Origin of the sequence: Castellaniella sp. (genome assembly GCF_049673105.1) — a bacterium.
Lineage (GTDB): Bacteria > Pseudomonadota > Gammaproteobacteria > Burkholderiales > Burkholderiaceae_B > Castellaniella.
In genome coordinates, this window is sequence record NZ_JBATXG010000025.1 from 132624 (window position 1) to 149249 (window position 16626).

Here is a 16626-nt window from a genome sequence, read left to right on the forward strand (position 1 = left end):
CAAGATCCGAAGATCCTGGGCTAAATCCACCAAAGGAGGAGGGTGGAGGAGACAACCTGGGCATGTCGGGCTGCTAAGGTCATGAACCTGAGCCATCCATGATTAGGGGTTTTCCCGCCGCAATCACATCTCGACATCCGATAAGCAAAGTATATAGCCATCCCTTGTTGCGGTGCAAGATTAATTTTATGTCAATAGATAACGGCCATAGGTTTGTTGTTTTTTAATAACAACCAAGGGTAATCCTAGGTGCCGAACGCGCCAATATGCCACACGCATCGGCGCACCCACGCTAGATCCGGTACGCCGTCGTGGTCATGATGCGCGACATCACCCGCATCGCCCCCCGAATCGGGGCCGGCAAGGGGGCGGCGCCATGATTTTCCGCGGTGGTGCGGTGACCGATCTCGTCGTCCCGCATCTGCGTGACCACCTGACGCGAGCGATCATCTTGCACCGGCAAGGTGTCCAGATGCCCGTTCAGATGTTCTTCGACTTGGCGTTCGGTTTCGGCCATGAAGCCCAGGTTGTAAGGCACCCCGGCCCGGCTGGCCGCCAACCCCAGGCCAAACGCCCCGACATACCACAAGGGATTGAGCAGACTGGGACGGCTTTTCAATTCATCCAGGCGCCGGCGGCACCACGCCAGATGGTCGGTTTCCTCGGCGGCGGCTTGCAACAACACGGTGCGCACCGAGCCATCTCGGCACCCCAGCGCCTGGCCCCGGTACAGGGCCTGCGCGCAGATCTCGCCCACATGATTCACCCGCATCAGGCCCGCCGCGTGACGGGCCTCGTCGTCGGACAGCACGGGATCATCCGCCTTGGCCGGCCCTGCCGGATAGGCGCGATCATGGGCCACCGTGCCGTCCAGCACTTGCAAAGCCTGACCGATTTCCGACAACACGGCGTCCAGCGGACCGGCGCGCCGACGCCAGCGGGTGGATTCCAGGGAATGTGTCAGGGTCATGAGAGTCCTCTATCGATTCAAGAAGCGCCAGATCGGCTTCACCGCTACCAGCAACCAGCACGAGGGTAGCACGATCGCCAGAGCGATCAGTCCCCGGCCCGCCCAGTCCTGGTCGTCCTGCAGATAGGCATTGCACAAGCGGATGGGCATATCCAGATAGGCCATGCCGACAATGGCGCTCATCCAGCAGAAATTGCCCAGGAAGAAAAGCTTGATCACCACATTGGCCCGCCGCACGGATGCGCTCAACAGCCAGCCGCACAGAGGCAGCCCCAGATATTTGAAGACCGCCACCCGCCAATCCACCAGCGCATCGTCCAGCGCCTTGGGGATCATCCACCCCGCCCCCACCAGACTGACCAGCAACAATCCCGGGATGCCGTAAGCGTTATAGGTCCAGCGGATACTGCGCCCGGAGGTCGGTCGCCAGACCGGCGCGGCTTGCCCGGATGCCACGGACGTATCCTGAGGATGCGGCGCGGATGTCCGCCACGCGTGCCAGGCCCGCTCGGCAAACACCCCGCTCGCGACCAGCAAGGGAATCTGCACCACCATGTGCAGGCTCATCAGCGCGGTCAGGGCATCATGCCAGACCAGCGCCACCCCCAAGCAGATCATCGCCGCCGCCAGGCAGGCCGGAGCAATCCGCAGGCGGTTCATGGCGTTTCCTTAAGCGGCGCTGTATGTCCCGGCATCAGGGCCTTGGCTGCCTGCAGCGCCCAACCGGGATCATCCAGGTCCACAATGCGCACCAGACGCCCGTCCGGCGTCACGATGTGAAACGCCGCGTTATGCTCGAATTCTCCCAGCGGCGCCGGCACGACCAGGATGCCGAAGAGATCCAGCATGGCGGCACGCTGCGGCGCATCCGCCAGGGTCATGAATTGCCAGACGCTGGGATCGGCCCCCATGCGGACGGCATAGCGGGACAAATCCCCTGCCCGATCCCTGGGATCGAAACTGAGGCTGATCAGGCGTATCTGCTGCTGCAAACCCTCGGCCTTGATCGCCTGTTGCAGGCGCTCGGTCAACGACCCTTGGGCCAGGCACAGCGCGATGCAGCGCGTGTAAAAAAAATTGACGATGGCCACCCGGCCATCGTCTTGCAGGTTGTGTGTCAAGACTTCCAGACGACCGGCGCCGTCCAGCACCTGCGCCATCGGTATGTCGCGCGGCTGCGCGGCAATCGCCTGACGGCGGGCGGCTTCGGCCGTCAGGACCGTAAAGCCATCCGTCAGACTGTAGAGAACCCCGATACCCGCCGCCAGAGCAAGCGCCAGGGACAACACCCACCGCATGCGCTACCTACTTATTTCTTTCCCAACAGCAGACCCAGGTCTTCGTCGCCCTTCCAGGGCGTGGTCTGGTCCTTGGTGTCGGCGCGCACCTTGGCGACGAACTGGGCGTCCGTGGTGGATGCCGAATTGCCGAAGCTGGTGCGCACGTGATTGACGATGGCGGCGACTTCTTCGTCGGAGAACTTATCCTGGAAGTGCGGCATTTCGCCGTTGTATTTGACGCCCTCGACCGTCAACGGGCCATGAATGCCATGCAGCACGATGCGGACCATAATGCCAGGATCCGCATCGTCCACCCATTCGGATTTCGACAGAGGCGGGAACACGCCCGGCACCCCGGCGCCGCTGGCCTGGTGACAGGCCACGCAGTTGGCGGTATACAACTGCCCGCCATCGGCCTTGAGCGGCACGGCGAAATCCGCCGCTACCCGATCATCGCCCACGGAAGGCGGCATGGGCGAGTACGACTCGTACAGATGCCAGATAGCCCAGATAAACAGGACGCCGATGATGCCCAGAACGATCTTCGGAATCGGGCGGCTGCCCTCGCTGGGTTCCGGCTGCTCGCGGCGCTGTTGTGTGTATTTATTGCTCATTTCGCGGCTCCTTCAGCTGGCGGCTCCGGTAGCGTCGGCAACTGAGCATCGGGATTGATCGGATAGGTATGATTCAGACCGATCAGATAATCCACCAGATCCAGGGCATCGGGACCGGCCACGACCACCCGGCCATCCGAGGGCGCGTAGCTGGCCGGCAGATTGACGACCTTGTCGCCAGGTTCGGCCTTGTCCTTGAGTTTGAACAGGAAGGGGAAGGCCGGCATGGTGCTGCCCGGCACATAGGCCCTGGGTTCATACAGATGTCCCAGGTTCCAGTCTACGCTGGGCTGACGGGCGCCGATATTGAACAGGTCCGGGCCGGTACGCATGGTGCCCAGCAAATGCGGGGTGTCATAGTAATAATCGTTGGCCACGGAAGCACGTCCCCAGCCACGCTGGAAATCAGGCGCCATGGACTGGCTGCGCGGTTGCTGCGAATGGCAATACACGCAACCCATCGCGATATAGACCTGACGACCGCGCAACTGCTGCTCGGTGTAGGGCTTCAGGTCCGGAGGCGGCTGCAGATCCGACAGTTGGAGATAAGGCATCACAACCAGCGTTGCGGTCGCCAGGGCGAGCGTCACCATCGCCCCGCTGAGAAGTTTGTATTCGCTTTCCATGATCAGGCACCTGCAATCGCCTGAACTTCAGGCTGAGACTTACGTTTATGCAACAAGGCGGGACCCACGCGGCTCGTGCCATAGCGCAGCGCCATCAGCACGAAGTGCACGGCAAAGACCAAGTGGCCTAGCGTCATCAGCGTGCCGCCCAGCGAACGCCCTTCCAGGTAGGGAATCGTGACCAGCACGGAATCCATGAAGGGGCGCGCCGCATCCAACATGGCCAGGCCTTGCAGCCAGCCACCGATGGACAGCGTGATGAAATACACCGCAAAACCGACGACCACCAGCCAGAAGTGCACGATGATCAGTTTGGGATGCGGCCATTCCCAGGACATGACGCGCGGCATCACGAAATAGATGGCGCCGAACATGACGATGGAGAAAAAGGCATACAGACCCAGGTGAGCGTGCGCCACGGTGAAGTGCGTGAAGTGCGCCACACGGCTGATGCTGCGCAGGGCCTCGAAGGAACCCTGGAAGGAACTGAGCGTGTACATGACGGCGCCCAGCACGATGAAGCGCAGGGTGGGCGAGTAGTACATGGTCTTGAAGTTGCCGCGCATCGTCAAATGCTGGTTCACCGAGAAGGCCAGCACCGGGATGATCATCATCATCGACTGGACGATGGACAGCGACACCAGCCAGTGCGGCACCGGGCCACCCACCAAGTGGTGACCGCCGACTTGACCATAAAAGAAGGCCAGGGCCCAGAAACCGATCAAGGACAGGTTGTAGGACTGGATCGGGCGACCAATGATTTTCGGCAGGAAGTAGTACACCGACGCCAGGGCGATCGGCGTGTAATACAGGCCCAGCACGTTATGGCCGAACCACCAGTTCATGGTGGCCTGTTCGACGCCGAAGTGCACCGCCGGCAGCTTGCCGACCAGATACAACACCGGGAACCAGAACAGGGCGGCGCCCATGTACCAGATCGAGACGTACAGGTGATCGACCTTGCGGTTGCGCAGCGTGAACACCAGCGGCAGAGCGATCAACGAACCGCCGATCACGATCAGGATGCTGACCTGCCAGGGGATTTCCAGCCATTCCAGGCCATCGTTGATGCCCACGGCAATGGACCCCAGGCCGGCGATCAGACCGGCATTCCAGAGCATGCAGCCCAGCAGCGCGAAACGACCGCCATACAGACGGGTTTTCAACAGGCGCGGCAGCACCCAGGTAGCGATCCCGAACGCAGCCATCGGGCACCAGCCGTAGGCGACCATATTCAGGTGCAGGGTGCGCGTGCGGCCAAAGGTCAGCCAGGCGTATTCCGTCAGAAATTCAGGGTTGTGCAGCTTGATCGAGCTGATCAGGCCGAAGGTCGAGGCCAACACCAGCCAGACGATGGCACAGGACAGAAAGACGAACGTGACATAAGCCGTCGACTGGTCGGCTTCCATGCGTTCGGCCAATTCGGCCTTGAGCTTGTCTGCCAGGGACGGATCGATGACGGCCTTGCCGCCGTCGGTCACGGCCTGCTGCAGGCCGGCCCGCTGCTCAGGCGTAGCCGAAGGATCCTCGACGTGGCCGATTTCGCCGGTCGAAAAAATCACCCCAGCCGCAGCGGGGTTGTCGTCGAACATGTTTCGTCGCAGGGACCAGATAAAAATACCTAGTCCGGTCACGGACATGATAAAGGTCAGAAGTAATACGGTGACGGTATCCACAGCGCTTCCAGTGAAGGACAATTGACGCTCAAGCGGGGATAAAATCACTCGCTTGGCAAGCCAGGATTGTAGCGTTAGTTTGATCTATGATAAATCTACGGTCCGGAGCAAGACGGATAAACCCCCATTTTGTGCAAGGGTTTCCGCTCTACCACTCGGCGATCGCCCCAGCCCAACCAGGGAAAACACCTAAAGGATACGGACCATGGAATGCACCCTAGACTGGCAAGGCCCGGACGGCATGCTGTTCATTTCACGCACCGGCAGCGGCCATGTCTTGGCGATGGACGGCGCCCCTGACGGCGGCGGGCAGAATCTGGCCGCCCGTCCCATGGAAACCGTCCTGAGCGGCGCGGGCGGCTGCGCAGCCTACGACGTCGTGCTGATCCTGAAGCGCGGTCGCCATGCCATCACCGGCTGCCAGGTCAAGCTCAGCGCCGAACGCGCCCAGACAGAACCCAAGGTCTTCACCAAGATCCATTTCGCCTTCCGTGTCACCGGCAAGGATCTGCCGCTTGCCGCCGTGCAACGCGCAGTCGAGCTATCACACACGAAATATTGTTCCGCCGTCGCCATGCTGGAAAAAACGGCGGAGATCACCCATTCCATCGAAGTCGTCGCCGACTAGTGTGCTGTTCGACTAATCCGTACATTTAATTTTGGATGGATGCGGTGTCCTGACACAGGCCCCGCCCACTGCCCTACACCGCCATCGGTGCCGTCAACGGCGGGTGATGCTGGTAGCCTTCCAGCACGAAATCACTGGGTTCGACTTGTTCCAGCCACTGCGGCGCATAAACGCCGGTGTCGGCATAGGCCGGTATACGGTCCGACAAGCGCAGTTGCGGCGCCGGGTAAGGATCCCGGCGCAGCTGTTCGCGCAGCATGTCCACATGGGTCTCGTAGATATGTGCATCGCCGATGAAATACGTGAACCAGCGCGGCGTGTAGCCGGTCAAGCGGGCCACCAGATGCGTCAGGGCGGCGCCTTCGGTCAGATTGAAGGGCGTGCCCAGACCCACGTCATTGCTGCGAATATACAGACACAGGGATAGTTCGCGCGTGGCGGGGTTAGCCAGAAACTGATACAGCAGATGGCAGGGCGGCAAAGCCATTTCCTCGATCTGCGCCCAGTTCCAGCCATGAAACAGCATGCGGCGGCTACCGGGATCGCGCATCAGGGTGTCAAGACATTGCCGCAACTGATCGACTGCCTTGTAGAGCAACGCCTGGGAACCACCCCGTTCGCCCTGGACCACGCCGACCTGCCGATAGCCTAGCGCCAGGGCCGCAGCGATCTGTTCACTGCTGCGTGGCTGGTCCAGATCGATCAGTTTATATGCCGGCCACTGCCGCCACTGCACGCCATAGACCGGCCCCAGATCATCGGGACCGTCGCGCCAGGGGCTGTCCAGCCAGGCCTGATTTTCATTGGCGTTCTGATCCCACACACGGCAACCCAGGGCGCGAAAATCCGCGGCGCTGTCCACGGCGCGCAAAAACCCGACCAGCTCGCCGATGGCTGATTTGAAAGCCAAGCGCTTGGTCGTGACGGCGGGGAAACCTTGGCTGAGATCGAAGCGCAGGCACGCGCCCGGCAGACTGAGCGTGCGCACCCCCGTGCGATTGTCCTGCCAGGATCCCTGATCAAAGATCGACTGCACCAGATCCAGATATGCCTTCATGCCACGCGCGCCCGATACAGTTCACCGCGTTCCAGCACCCGCCGGGCGCGTTCGATCACCGACAGGTCGACCATGCGGCCATCCAGTCGAAACGTGTATTCGCCGGTGCCGTCCGCATGATCGACTACGCGCCGAGCCCAATCGAGCTCTTCAGGCAGTGGCTGATACACCTGGTGCGCCACCGGCACTTGCGAAGGATGGATGCAGAGCATGCCGCCAAAGCCCATGTCGCGAGCCAGCACGGCAGCCCGCGTCTGGCCCTCGGGATCGGAAAAATCGGCGTAAATCGTATCCAGGGGATCGGCCAGGCCGTGCATGCGGCTGGCCTGCAGGATCTGAAAACGCACCTGATCCAGGATGCGCTGAGCGCCTTCTGTGAGCGGTCGGGTGCCGAATTCGACCATCAGATCCAGAATACCGAAGGTCAAGCGCACGACGCCATTGGCCCCGGCGATATCGTCCAGCACCCGCAGGCCCTGGGCGGATTCGATAGCCGGGATCAACGGCTTCCCGGCGCCGGACACCCGGTAGACGTGTTCAGCCGCCTGGGCCTTGGGCAAGACGATGCCGGCCACCGCAGAGAGCTGTCGGCACATGGCCAAGTCATCGTCGAACCAGGGCGTCGTGCCGTCATTGATTCGCACCCACAGACGCTCTTGGGGATGGTCGGCGGCATAACGGACCAGCGCTTCCCGTGCGACGGGTTTATCGTCGGGCGCCACGGAATCCTCGAGGTCAACGATGACGGCATCCGCGCCGCTGGCGATGGCCTTGGGAAAGCGGTCCGGCCGGCTAGCCGGCACGAACAGCGCGCTGCGCATCAAAGTGTCATGCATGGCATTCCCCTATCTGTTTGACGAATGAAAGCAAACCGTTCAGGCCCCTGCGGCAACGACCCGCGCAGCGATCCGCTGCTGCCATTCCCGGGGCCCGGTCGTGTGCACGGAAACCCCCTGGGAATCCACCGCGACCGTCACCGGCATGTCCTGCACCTGAAATTCGTAGATGGCTTCCATGCCCAGGTCTTCGAAACCCACCACTCGGGCGGCCCGAATGGCCTTGGACACCAGGTAGGCGGACCCGCCCACGGCCATCAGATAGGCCGAGCCGTGCTTACGGATGGACTCGATCGCATCAGGGCCGCGCTCGGCCTTGCCGATCATGGCCAACAAACCGGTCTCTCCCAGCATCATATCGGTAAATTTATCCATGCGCGTGGACGTGGTGGGGCCGGCAGGGCCGACCACCTCGTCGCGCACCGGATCGACCGGCCCGACGTAATAGATCACCCGGTTCGCAAAATCGACCGGCAAGGATTCGCCCTTGGCCAACATGTCCTGGATGCGCTTATGAGCGGCATCGCGGCCCGTCAGGATATGGCCGGACAAGAGCAGGCGCTCGCCCGGCTTCCAGGACGCGACCTCTTCGCGGGTCAAAGCATCCAGATTGACCTGGCGGGATGCCTTGTAGTCGGGTTTCCAGTGAACCTCGGGCCATTCGGACAGCGCCGGCGGCTGCAAGGCTGCCGGGCCGCTGCCGTCCAGCATGAAATGCACGTGGCGGGTCGCGGCGCAGTTCGGAATCATGGCGACCGGCTTGGATGCCGCATGCGTCGGACAGGTCAGGATCTTCACGTCCAGCACCGTCGTCAGGCCACCCAGGCCCTGGGCGCCGATCCCCAGCGCATTGACCTTTTGATAGAGATCGATACGCAGTTCTTCGAGCTTGTTCTGCGGGCCGCGCTGCAGCAGTTCATACATGTCGATGTCCTGCATCAGCGACTGCTTGGCCATGAGCATGGCTTTTTCGGCGGTGCCGCCCACGCCAATGCCCAGCATGCCCGGCGGGCACCAGCCTGCGCCCATATGCGGCACGGTCTTCAGCACCCAGTCGATCAAAGAATCACTGGGATTGAGCATGGCGAACTTGGTCTTGTTTTCCGATCCGCCGCCCTTGGCCGCCACCTGCACGTCCACGGTGTCGCCGGGGACCAGTTCGACCTGCAGCACACAGGGCGTGTTGTCGCGGGTGTTGCGACGCGTGAACAAGGGGTCGTCGAGCACCGACGCCCGCAGCGGATTATCGGGATTGGTATACCCCCGGCGCACCCCTTCATCGCAGAGTTCCTGCAGGCTGCGGCGCGTATCGAAGCGCACGTCCATGCCGACCTTCATGAAGACGTTGACGATCCCGGTGTCCTGGCAAATGGGCCGGTGGCCTTCGGCGCACAGGCGCGAATTGGTCAGGATCTGCGCAATCGCATCGCGCGCGGCGGGGCTTTCCTCGGCTTCGTAGGCGCGGGCCAGATGCTGGATGTAGTCCAGCGGGTGATAGATGCTGATGAACTGAACGGCATCTTCGATGGATTGGATCAGATCGTGTTCGGTGATCGTGGTCATTATTTTCCCTTCCAGACCGGTGGTCGTTTTTCGGCGAACGCGGTTGCGCCTTCGCGCGCGTCCTCGGAGACAAAAATCGGGGCAATGCGCGGGCGCTGCAGATCGAACATGTCGTCGGGCCGCCAGTTGCGCGATTGCGAAATCACGGATTTTGCCGTGCGCACCGCCAACGGGCCATTGGCCGCGATGGTGTGCGCCAGGGCCAGGGCGGCGTCCAGGGCGGCGCCGGATTCCGTCAGGCGGTTCACCAGCCCAAGCTGGTGAAAACGTTCGGCGGAAAATATGTCGCCGGTCAGCACGGCTTCCATGGCGACATGATAGGGGATGCGCGAGGGCAGGCGCAGCATGCCTCCGGACCCCGGCACCAGCCCGCGCTTGACCTCGGGCAGGCCGAAGGTCGCATCGCGCGCCGCCACGATCAGGTCGCAGGCCAGGACCAGTTCGCAGCCACCGGCCAGGGCATAGCCCTCGACCGCGGCGATCAGGGGTTTTTCGGGCGGGCGTTCGCACAGGCCGCCAAAGCCGCGATCCCCCACATAGGGGCGCTGGCCGCTGGCGGCAAAGGCCTTCAGGTCCATGCCCGCGCAGAAATGGCCGCCCGCACCGGTCAGGATGCCCAGACGCAATTGCGGATCATCATCCAGCCGATCCAGCGCCACCGCCAGGGCTTGCGCCGTTTCCAGATCGACCGCATTTCGCGCCTGCGGTCGATTCAAGATCATGACCAGCACATCGCCTTGCCGCCGGACTTCCAGGCACTCGCTCATGTGTTCTCCGACAAAGTGGATAAAATGGCCGTTTCGGGTGCAGTCCGCACTGTACCCGAGTTTCGGATACGAACCTTGCGGGTCACCCGCCACGTCATGCTCACATTCCAACAACTGATTTTATCGCTCCAGCAATATTGGGACCGGCAGGGCTGTTCCCTGCTGCAACCCTACGACATGGAAGTCGGGGCCGGCACGTCCCACACCGCCACCTTTCTGCGCGCCATCGGCCCGGAACCCTGGCGCGCCGCGTACGTCCAGCCATCCCGCCGCCCCAAAGACGGGCGCTACGGCGACAACCCGAACCGGCTGCAGCACTATTACCAGTTCCAGGTGGTCCTGAAACCCGCGCCGCTGAACATCATCGACCTGTACCTGGGTTCGCTGCAGGCCGTGGGCATCGACCCGCAGCAGCACGATATCCGTTTCGTCGAGGACGACTGGGAGAACCCCACGCTGGGCGCCTGGGGCCTGGGTTGGGAAGTCTGGCTAAACGGCATGGAAGTCACCCAGTTCACTTATTTCCAGCAGGTAGGCGGCCTGGACTGCAACCCCACCATGGGCGAAATCACCTACGGGCTGGAACGCCTGGCCATGTACCTGCAAGGCGTGGAATCCGTCTATGACCTGGTCTGGACGCAAGCGCCCGACGGTCGCCGCGTCCTGTATCGCGACGTGTTCCACCAAAACGAGGTCGAGCAGTCCACCTACAATTTCGAATACGCTGCCACCCCCATGCTGTTCAACCACTTCAACGACTACGAGACCGAGGCCAAACGCCTGATCGACGTTCCCCTGGCCCTGCCCGCCTACGAAGCCACGCTGAAGGCCGCCCACACCTTCAACCTGCTCGATGCACGCGGCGCCATCAGCGTCACGGAACGGGCCGCCTACATTGGCCGCATCCGCAACCTGTCCCGGGCCGTGGCCCAGGCGTATTACGAATCTCGCGAACGGCTGGGCTTTCCCATGCTGGAGGCCCAGGCATGAACACCCGTCCCCTGATCATTGAACTGCTCACCGAAGAACTGCCGCCCAAAGCCCTGAACACGCTGGGCAATGCCTTTGCCGACAGCATCCAGAAAATCCTGCAGGGCCAGCACCTGCTGGCGCCGGCTTGCACGCGCACCGTCTACGCCACGCCGCGCCGCCTGGCCGCGCAGTTCAGCGCCGTCCTGGACCAGGCCCCTGACCAGCCCTACAGCGAAAAACTGATGCCGACCGCGATCGGCCTGGACGAGCAAGGCGCCGCCACCCCGGCCCTGTCCAAGAAACTGCAGGCCAAGAACCTGTCGCACCTGACGCCCGCCGATCTGGTCCGCCGCAACGACGGCAAACAAGACGTGCTCTATGCCGAGGGCACCGCCCCCGGCGCGGCGCTGGCCGATGGCCTGCAGCAGGCGTTGGACCACGCCGTCACCCACCTGCCGATCCCCAAGGTCATGCAGTACCAGCTGGCCGATGGGCGCACCAGCGTCAAATTCGTGCGGCCTGCCCACCACCTGCTGGCCCTGTGGGGCGATACCGTGGTGCCGGTGCACACCCTGGGCCTGCAGGCGGATCGCATCACACGGGGGCACCGCTTCCTGTGCCAAGACCCGCTGACGATCGCCACGGTCGACGACTGGGCGGCCTCGCTGGACCAGCCAGGCTACGTCATCCCCGGCTTTGCCGAACGGCGCGAACGCATCGCCCGCCAACTGGCGGAAGCATCCGCCGCCCTGGGGACCACCATTGGTTCGGATCCCGAGGTCGACGCCCTGCTGGACGAGGTCACAGCGCTGGTGGAATGGCCCACGGTCTATGTCGGCGCCTTCGAAGAAGACTTTCTGGCGGTGCCGCCGGAATGCCTGATCCTGACCATGCGGCTGAATCAGAAATATTTCCCGCTCTTCGACCCCGACACCGGGGCGCTGACCCATCGTTTCCTGATCGTCAGCAACATGCAGCCCCAGGACCCCAGCCACATCATCCAGGGCAATCAGCGCGTGGTGCGCCCCCGCCTGGCCGATGCGCAGTTTTTCTATCAAACCGATCTCAAGACCCCGCTGGCGGATCGCGTCGCCGACCTGGCCCACAGCGTCTACCACAACAAGCTCGGTTCCCAGCTGGAACGCACCGAACGGGTCCGTAAAATTGCGCGCTGGCTGGCGCCCCTGCTGGGCGGGCAGCCCCTGGTCGCGGCGCGCGCCGCCATGCTCGCCCATGCCGACCTGGGCACCCAGATGGTGGGGGAATTCCCCGAACTGCAGGGCATCATGGGCGCCTACTACGCTCAGCACGACGGCGAAGCCCCCGATGTCGTGCGCGCCTTGCGCGACCAGTACAAGATCCGCCTGGACGAACCCGTTCAGGCGGACACCCTGATCGCCGCCGTGCTGTTCATGGCGGAACGCGCCGAAGCCCTGATCGGCATCTGGGGCATCGGCCTGGCGCCGACGGGCGAACGCGACCCCTACGGGCTGCGCCGCGCCGCGCTGGGCCTGATCAGCGCTTACGAACAGCTCACGGCAGGCGGCTATTTGCAATCCAGCCAGGATTCTCCCGCCCGGCTGGCGGCGCTGCTGGAAGAAGCCGCCAACAACTTCGGTCCCGGCAAACTGGCGCGCGGCACGGTCGACGCCGTGCTGGAATTCATCTACGAACGTTACCGCAACCAGCTGGCCGCGACCTGCGACCGGGCCGCCATCGACGCAGTCCTGGCGCTGCGTCCGCCGGTGCACCAGGTGGCCGCCCGCGTGCGCGCCTGCATGGAATTCGCCGCCTTGCCGGAAGCCGAATCCCTGGCAGCCGCCAACAAACGGGTCAGCAACCTGCTGAAGAAAACCGACGGCGACCTGCCTGATTTCGACCCCAGCCTGTTGTCCGAACCTGCCGAACAACAGCTGGCCGCCATCATCGCGCAGTTGGCGCCCCAGGCGCAGGCCGCTTTGCAGGCGGGCGATTTCACCGCCAGCCTGGCCACCCTGGCCCAGGCCCGCGCCGCCGTCGACCGCTTCTTCACCGACGTCATGGTCATGGCGGAAGACCCGCGCATCCGCAGCAATCGGCTATCTCTGCTGCGATCCCTGCATGAACTGATGAACCAGGTCGCCGATCTGTCCAGGCTGGTCGTCCAGTGAAGCTCGTCATCCTGGACCGCGACGGCGTCATCAACGAAGACAGCGACGCCTTCATCAAATCGCCCGATGAATGGATTCCCATCCCCGGCAGCCTGGAAGCCATCGGCAGGCTCAGCCAGGCTGGTTGGCGGGTCGTCATCGCCAGCAACCAATCCGGCGTGGCGCGCGGTCTGTTTTCCATGGAATCCCTGGGCGCCATCCACACCCGGATGCGCCAGGCGGCGGCGGACGCGGGCGGACGCATCGACGCCATCTTCTTCTGCCCCCACGGCCCCGAAGACGGCTGCGCCTGCCGCAAACCTCTGCCCGGTATGCTGCACGACATCGCGCAACGACTGGACATCCACCTGAACGGCGTCCCTCTGGTGGGCGACAGTCTGCGCGACCTGCAGGCTGCTGCAGCCGTCGGCTGCGCACCCTGGCTGGTGCTGACGGGCAAAGGCCGCAAGACCTGGGATACGTCCGGCACCAGCGGTGAACTGCCCGCCGGCACCGAAGTCTGCGACAACCTCGCCGCTGTCGCCGATGCGCTGATCAAGGCACACCCATGATTTTCCTACGCTCTGCGTTTTACATGGTCTTTCTGACCGTCACGGTCATCCCCTATGCGCTGTGCTGTGTCCTGTGGGCACCGCTGCCGCTGACCTGGCGCTACCGGCTGACGCTGGGCTGGCCGCGCCTGGCTTTGTGGGGCGCCCGCTGGATACTGGGCATCCGCTATCAGGCCCAAGGGACCGAACACCTGCCCAACGGACCGGCCATCATCCTGTCCAAGCATCAATCCGCCTGGGAAACCCTGTACTTCGCCGTCAAACTGCCCCGCGACGTGGTGTTCGTATACAAAAAAGAGCTGCATCACGTGCCGTTCTTCGGCTGGAGCCTGGCGCTGCTCAGCATGATTCCCATCGATCGGGCCAAAGGCCGCGAATCCTTCGAACAAGTCGTGCGCATCGGCAGCCTGCGCTTACAGGAAGGCCGCTGGCCGGTACTGTTTCCCGAAGGCACGCGCGTCGCCCCCGGAGAAGTCGGGCGCTACAAACAAGGGGGCGCTTTGCTGGCATGCAAGACCGGCGTGCCGGTCATTCCGGTGGCCCATAATGCGGGGGAACGCTGGCCGCGCAACGCATTTTTGAAAACTCCCGGCCTGGTGACGGTGTCTTACGGACCGCCGCTGGACCCGACGCAGCACAATCCGGTGTCCCTGAACGCCGCAGTGCGCGACTGGATCGAGGCCGAAATGCGGGTTCTGAACCCCGAACGTTATGCTCAGCGCTGACTCACGTCAGCTCAGCCTGTTCGACTCGCTGACGCCCGAAGCCCGCATCGCCCCGCCGCGCCGTCCGGCGCCCAGCGAACTCCCTGGTGCCGAGCCACACAGCGCCCCGCCCGGACGCCCCCCGGCCATTCCCGATCTGCCCGGCTACCGGCATCACGCGCTGCATCTGCCGGATGGTCCCCTGGATTACGCGCTACGCCGTTCCCGCCGTCGCACCATTGGCCTGACCATCCGCGATGCCCGCTTGCTGATCCAGGCGCCATCCTGGGCCAGTCGCACCCAGATCGAGGAAGCCATCCATGAAAAATCCCGCTGGATCCGCGACAAGCTCAAGTCCAGCCAGGAACGCCTGGCCCTGCTGGCGCTACAAGATACGCAATGGCGCGCCGGCGGGCGCATCCCTTATCTGGGCGTGATGATCGAACTGCAATTGGACGGCGCGCGGGACGCCTGGTTCGACGGCGACAGCCGCCACCCGGCCACTGGCGACTGCCTGCACCTGCCGCTGCCGGCCGATTCAGAGGGGACCCGCATCCAGGAACGCGCCCAGGCATGGCTGCAAGCCCGCGCCACCGAAGATTTCGAACACCGGCTGCAGCGTGTGCTGGATCGTGCCGGGCAGCAGATCCACGGCTGGGGCCTATCCGGTGCGCAAGGCCGGTGGGGGTCCTGCACCAGCCAACGCCGTATTCTCTTGAACTGGCGGCTGATCCACCTGCCGGCGGCCTTGATCGATTATGTGGTGGCGCACGAAGTGGCGCATCTGAAAGAGATGAACCACAGCCCCGCCTTTTGGCGCGAGGTCGAAAGGCTGCACCCCGATTTCAAGCAGGCGCGAGATGCGCTGGCCCAGCATCACCCGGCCAGCCTGCCCCTGTTCTAATCGACCCCGACGTCCGCCGCAAAGTCATGCTGCAGGCGGAATGCGCCGTCTACGTGGTGCGCCAGGGTGCCCCAATATGCGTATCATAGGGACCTCACCCCGCTAAGGAATCACCATGCGACTACTACACACCATGCTGCGCGTCGGCAACCTGGACCGCTCCCTGATGTTCTATACCGACACCCTGGGCATGAAGCTGCTGCGCCGCAAGGACTACCCGGAAGGCCGCTTCACCCTGGCCTTTGTCGGCTACCAGGATGAAGCCGAGGGCGCCGTCATCGAACTGACCCATAACTGGGATACGGACACCTACGAGCTGGGCACCGGATACGGGCATATCGCCATCGAAGTCGAAGACGCCTACGACACCTGCGCCACCATCAAGGCGCGCGGCGGTTTGGTGGTGCGCGAAGCAGGCCCCATGAAACACGGAACGACGGTCATCGCCTTCGTCCAGGACCCCGACGGCTACAAAGTCGAACTGATTCAGCGTCACGACCGCGCTGACTGAGAGGTCAGGCGGTTCCGGCAGCCGCCAAGGCATCGGCCATATCCAGGAATTGCGTCACAGACAATTCCTGGGGCCGTACCGTATTGGCAATCCCCAACGCATCCCAATCCAGCCGGCCAGCCCAGTCGCCCAGGCTGCCGCGGATCATCTTGCGCCGATGCTCGAACACTCGCGCCACCAGACGATCGAACACCATCGGATCGACCGGCTTGCGCCAGGCGTCGGCAGCCAGCGGGCGCATGCGCACGATGGCGGACATGACCTTGGGCGGCGGGTCGAAGGCATCCGGCGGCACATCGAACAGATGCACCATCCGGTAGCGCGCCTGCAACATGACCGACAGCCGTCCGTACTGGCTGTCGCCAGGCCGCGCCACCATGCGGTCGATTACTTCCCGCTGCAGCATGAAATGCTGATCCTGCACCTGATCCGCCCACTGCATCAGATGAAACAGCAAGGGCGTGGAGATGTTGTAGGGCAGATTGCCGACGATGCGCAGACGGGGCGCTGCGGACACCGCGCCGGTGTCGGAGCCTGCCAGCTTTGAAAAATCCACCGTCAGGGCGTCAGCCTCGACGAGCTGCAGGCGATCAGCCCCCCATCGGGCGCGCAACCGCTGAGCCAGATCGCGATCCAGTTCCACGGCGACCAGCCGGGTCAGACGATCCAACAGCGGTGCAGTCAGGGCGGACAGCCCCGGACCGATTTCCACCATGCAGTCGTCCGCCTGCGGATCAATCGCCCGCACGATCGCATCCACGACCGACTCGTCGCTGAGGAAGTGCTGGCCGAAGCGTTTGCGTGCCTGATGAGCCAT

At 63.4% G+C, this 16626-nt stretch carries 18 protein-coding genes; 7 read left to right on the forward strand and 11 right to left on the reverse strand.

The features are described 5' to 3' along the window. Positions 1-292: 292 nt before the first annotated feature. From coq7 to WBF69_RS10335, 6 genes are read right to left on the reverse strand one after another with little or no spacing between them, the layout of a single operon-like run. Entirely contained in the window at positions 293-970 is a 678-nt protein-coding gene (coq7, locus tag WBF69_RS10310) for a 2-polyprenyl-3-methyl-6-methoxy-1,4-benzoquinone monooxygenase (protein ID WP_424263805.1), read from the reverse strand. A 9-nt stretch (positions 971-979) separates the two neighbouring features. Next, entirely contained in the window at positions 980-1630 is a 651-nt protein-coding gene (locus tag WBF69_RS10315; RefSeq protein ID WP_424263807.1) for a hypothetical protein, read from the reverse strand. After that, positions 1627-2268 (reverse strand): SCO family protein, encoded by a 642-nt coding sequence (locus WBF69_RS10320; protein WP_424263809.1) that lies wholly within the window; start codon positions 2266-2268, stop codon positions 1627-1629. The genes WBF69_RS10315 and WBF69_RS10320 overlap by 4 nt, the downstream gene beginning before the upstream one ends. Positions 2269-2279: 11 nt before the next feature. Continuing rightward, positions 2280-2864, reverse strand: coding sequence for a c-type cytochrome (locus WBF69_RS10325; protein WP_424263811.1), 585 nt, complete (start codon positions 2862-2864; stop codon positions 2280-2282). After that, complete coding sequence (locus WBF69_RS10330) at positions 2861-3490, reverse strand: cbb3-type cytochrome c oxidase subunit II (protein WP_424263813.1); 630 nt, start codon at positions 3488-3490, stop codon at positions 2861-2863. Before WBF69_RS10330 ends, WBF69_RS10325 begins: the two co-directional genes overlap by 4 nt. A 2-nt stretch (positions 3491-3492) precedes the next feature. After that, the gene (locus tag WBF69_RS10335) at positions 3493-5166 is read right to left on the reverse strand and encodes a cbb3-type cytochrome c oxidase subunit I (protein ID WP_424263815.1); all 1674 of its coding nucleotides are present in this window, start codon (positions 5164-5166) and stop codon (positions 3493-3495) included. A gap of 205 nt (positions 5167-5371) precedes the next feature. Here WBF69_RS10335 and WBF69_RS10340 point away from each other — a divergent pair, with 205 nt between their 5' ends. Next, entirely contained in the window at positions 5372-5794 is a 423-nt protein-coding gene (locus tag WBF69_RS10340) for an OsmC family protein (protein WP_424263817.1), read from the forward strand. Between the two features lie 73 nt (positions 5795-5867). Here the strand turns inward: WBF69_RS10340 and WBF69_RS10345 are convergent, their stop codons facing one another. Genes WBF69_RS10345 through WBF69_RS10360 form a run of 4 tightly spaced genes read right to left on the reverse strand, consistent with a single transcriptional unit; the run spans position 5868 to position 10017 of the window. Beyond that, entirely contained in the window at positions 5868-6851 is a 984-nt protein-coding gene (locus tag WBF69_RS10345; protein ID WP_424263819.1) for a thymidylate synthase, read from the reverse strand. After that, positions 6848-7687, reverse strand: coding sequence for an HpcH/HpaI aldolase/citrate lyase family protein (locus tag WBF69_RS10350; protein WP_424263821.1), 840 nt, complete (start codon positions 7685-7687; stop codon positions 6848-6850). Before WBF69_RS10350 ends, WBF69_RS10345 begins: the two co-directional genes overlap by 4 nt. Before the next feature lie 39 nt (positions 7688-7726). Then, positions 7727-9250, reverse strand: a complete 1524-nt coding sequence (locus WBF69_RS10355) for a fumarate hydratase (protein WP_424263823.1) — start codon at positions 9248-9250, stop codon at positions 7727-7729. Further along, positions 9250-10017 carry a crotonase/enoyl-CoA hydratase family protein gene (locus WBF69_RS10360; RefSeq protein WP_424263825.1) on the reverse strand — a complete coding sequence of 256 codons (768 nt, stop codon included), beginning with the start codon at positions 10015-10017 and terminating at the stop codon, positions 9250-9252. The genes WBF69_RS10355 and WBF69_RS10360 overlap by 1 nt, the downstream gene beginning before the upstream one ends. 96 nt (positions 10018-10113) lie before the next feature. Between WBF69_RS10360 and glyQ the strand changes: the two genes are divergently transcribed. From glyQ to gloA, 6 genes are all read left to right on the forward strand, one after another. Beyond that, positions 10114-11007, forward strand: coding sequence for a glycine--tRNA ligase subunit alpha (gene glyQ / locus WBF69_RS10365; protein ID WP_424263827.1), 894 nt, complete (start codon positions 10114-10116; stop codon positions 11005-11007). Continuing rightward, positions 11004-13139 (forward strand): glycine--tRNA ligase subunit beta, encoded by a 2136-nt coding sequence (gene glyS / locus WBF69_RS10370; RefSeq protein ID WP_424263829.1) that lies wholly within the window; start codon positions 11004-11006, stop codon positions 13137-13139. Before glyQ ends, glyS begins: the two co-directional genes overlap by 4 nt. Next, complete coding sequence (gene gmhB / locus WBF69_RS10375) at positions 13136-13690, forward strand: D-glycero-beta-D-manno-heptose 1,7-bisphosphate 7-phosphatase (RefSeq protein WP_424263830.1); 555 nt, start codon at positions 13136-13138, stop codon at positions 13688-13690. Before glyS ends, gmhB begins: the two co-directional genes overlap by 4 nt. Further along, a complete protein-coding gene (locus WBF69_RS10380) occupies positions 13687-14415 on the forward strand; it encodes a lysophospholipid acyltransferase family protein (protein WP_424263832.1) in 729 nt (242 codons plus the stop codon). Before gmhB ends, WBF69_RS10380 begins: the two co-directional genes overlap by 4 nt. Continuing rightward, the gene (locus WBF69_RS10385) at positions 14402-15298 is read left to right on the forward strand and encodes a M48 family metallopeptidase (protein WP_424263834.1); all 897 of its coding nucleotides are present in this window, start codon (positions 14402-14404) and stop codon (positions 15296-15298) included. Before WBF69_RS10380 ends, WBF69_RS10385 begins: the two co-directional genes overlap by 14 nt. A gap of 115 nt (positions 15299-15413) precedes the next feature. After that, entirely contained in the window at positions 15414-15809 is a 396-nt protein-coding gene (gene gloA / locus WBF69_RS10390) for a lactoylglutathione lyase (protein WP_424263836.1), read from the forward strand. A 4-nt stretch (positions 15810-15813) separates the two neighbouring features. Here gloA and rsmA read toward each other — a convergent pair whose 3' ends face one another. Further along, positions 15814-16626 carry a 16S rRNA (adenine(1518)-N(6)/adenine(1519)-N(6))-dimethyltransferase RsmA gene (rsmA, locus tag WBF69_RS10395; RefSeq protein WP_424263838.1) on the reverse strand — a complete coding sequence of 271 codons (813 nt, stop codon included), beginning with the start codon at positions 16624-16626 and terminating at the stop codon, positions 15814-15816.

Coding starts and splice junctions, on each gene's coding strand:
- coq7 (WP_424263805.1), bottom strand. CDS start 970: ATGACCCTGACACATTCCCTGGAATCCACCCGCTGGCGTCGGCGCGCC.
- WBF69_RS10315 (WP_424263807.1), bottom strand. CDS start 1,630: ATGAACCGCCTGCGGATTGCTCCGGCCTGCCTGGCGGCGGCGATGATC.
- WBF69_RS10320 (WP_424263809.1), bottom strand. CDS start 2,268: ATGCGGTGGGTGTTGTCCCTGGCGCTTGCTCTGGCGGCGGGTATCGGG.
- WBF69_RS10325 (WP_424263811.1), bottom strand. CDS start 2,864: ATGAGCAATAAATACACACAACAGCGCCGCGAGCAGCCGGAACCCAGC.
- WBF69_RS10330 (WP_424263813.1), bottom strand. CDS start 3,490: ATGGAAAGCGAATACAAACTTCTCAGCGGGGCGATGGTGACGCTCGCC.
- WBF69_RS10340 (WP_424263817.1), top strand. CDS start 5,372: ATGGAATGCACCCTAGACTGGCAAGGCCCGGACGGCATGCTGTTCATT.
- WBF69_RS10345 (WP_424263819.1), bottom strand. CDS start 6,851: ATGAAGGCATATCTGGATCTGGTGCAGTCGATCTTTGATCAGGGATCC.
- WBF69_RS10350 (WP_424263821.1), bottom strand. CDS start 7,687: ATGCATGACACTTTGATGCGCAGCGCGCTGTTCGTGCCGGCTAGCCGG.
- WBF69_RS10355 (WP_424263823.1), bottom strand. CDS start 9,250: ATGACCACGATCACCGAACACGATCTGATCCAATCCATCGAAGATGCC.
- WBF69_RS10360 (WP_424263825.1), bottom strand. CDS start 10,017: ATGAGCGAGTGCCTGGAAGTCCGGCGGCAAGGCGATGTGCTGGTCATG.
- glyQ (WP_424263827.1), top strand. CDS start 10,114: ATGCTCACATTCCAACAACTGATTTTATCGCTCCAGCAATATTGGGAC.
- glyS (WP_424263829.1), top strand. CDS start 11,004: ATGAACACCCGTCCCCTGATCATTGAACTGCTCACCGAAGAACTGCCG.
- WBF69_RS10380 (WP_424263832.1), top strand. CDS start 13,687: ATGATTTTCCTACGCTCTGCGTTTTACATGGTCTTTCTGACCGTCACG.
- WBF69_RS10385 (WP_424263834.1), top strand. CDS start 14,402: ATGCTCAGCGCTGACTCACGTCAGCTCAGCCTGTTCGACTCGCTGACG.
- gloA (WP_424263836.1), top strand. CDS start 15,414: ATGCGACTACTACACACCATGCTGCGCGTCGGCAACCTGGACCGCTCC.
- rsmA (WP_424263838.1), bottom strand. CDS start 16,626: ATGGCTCATCAGGCACGCAAACGCTTCGGCCAGCACTTCCTCAGCGAC.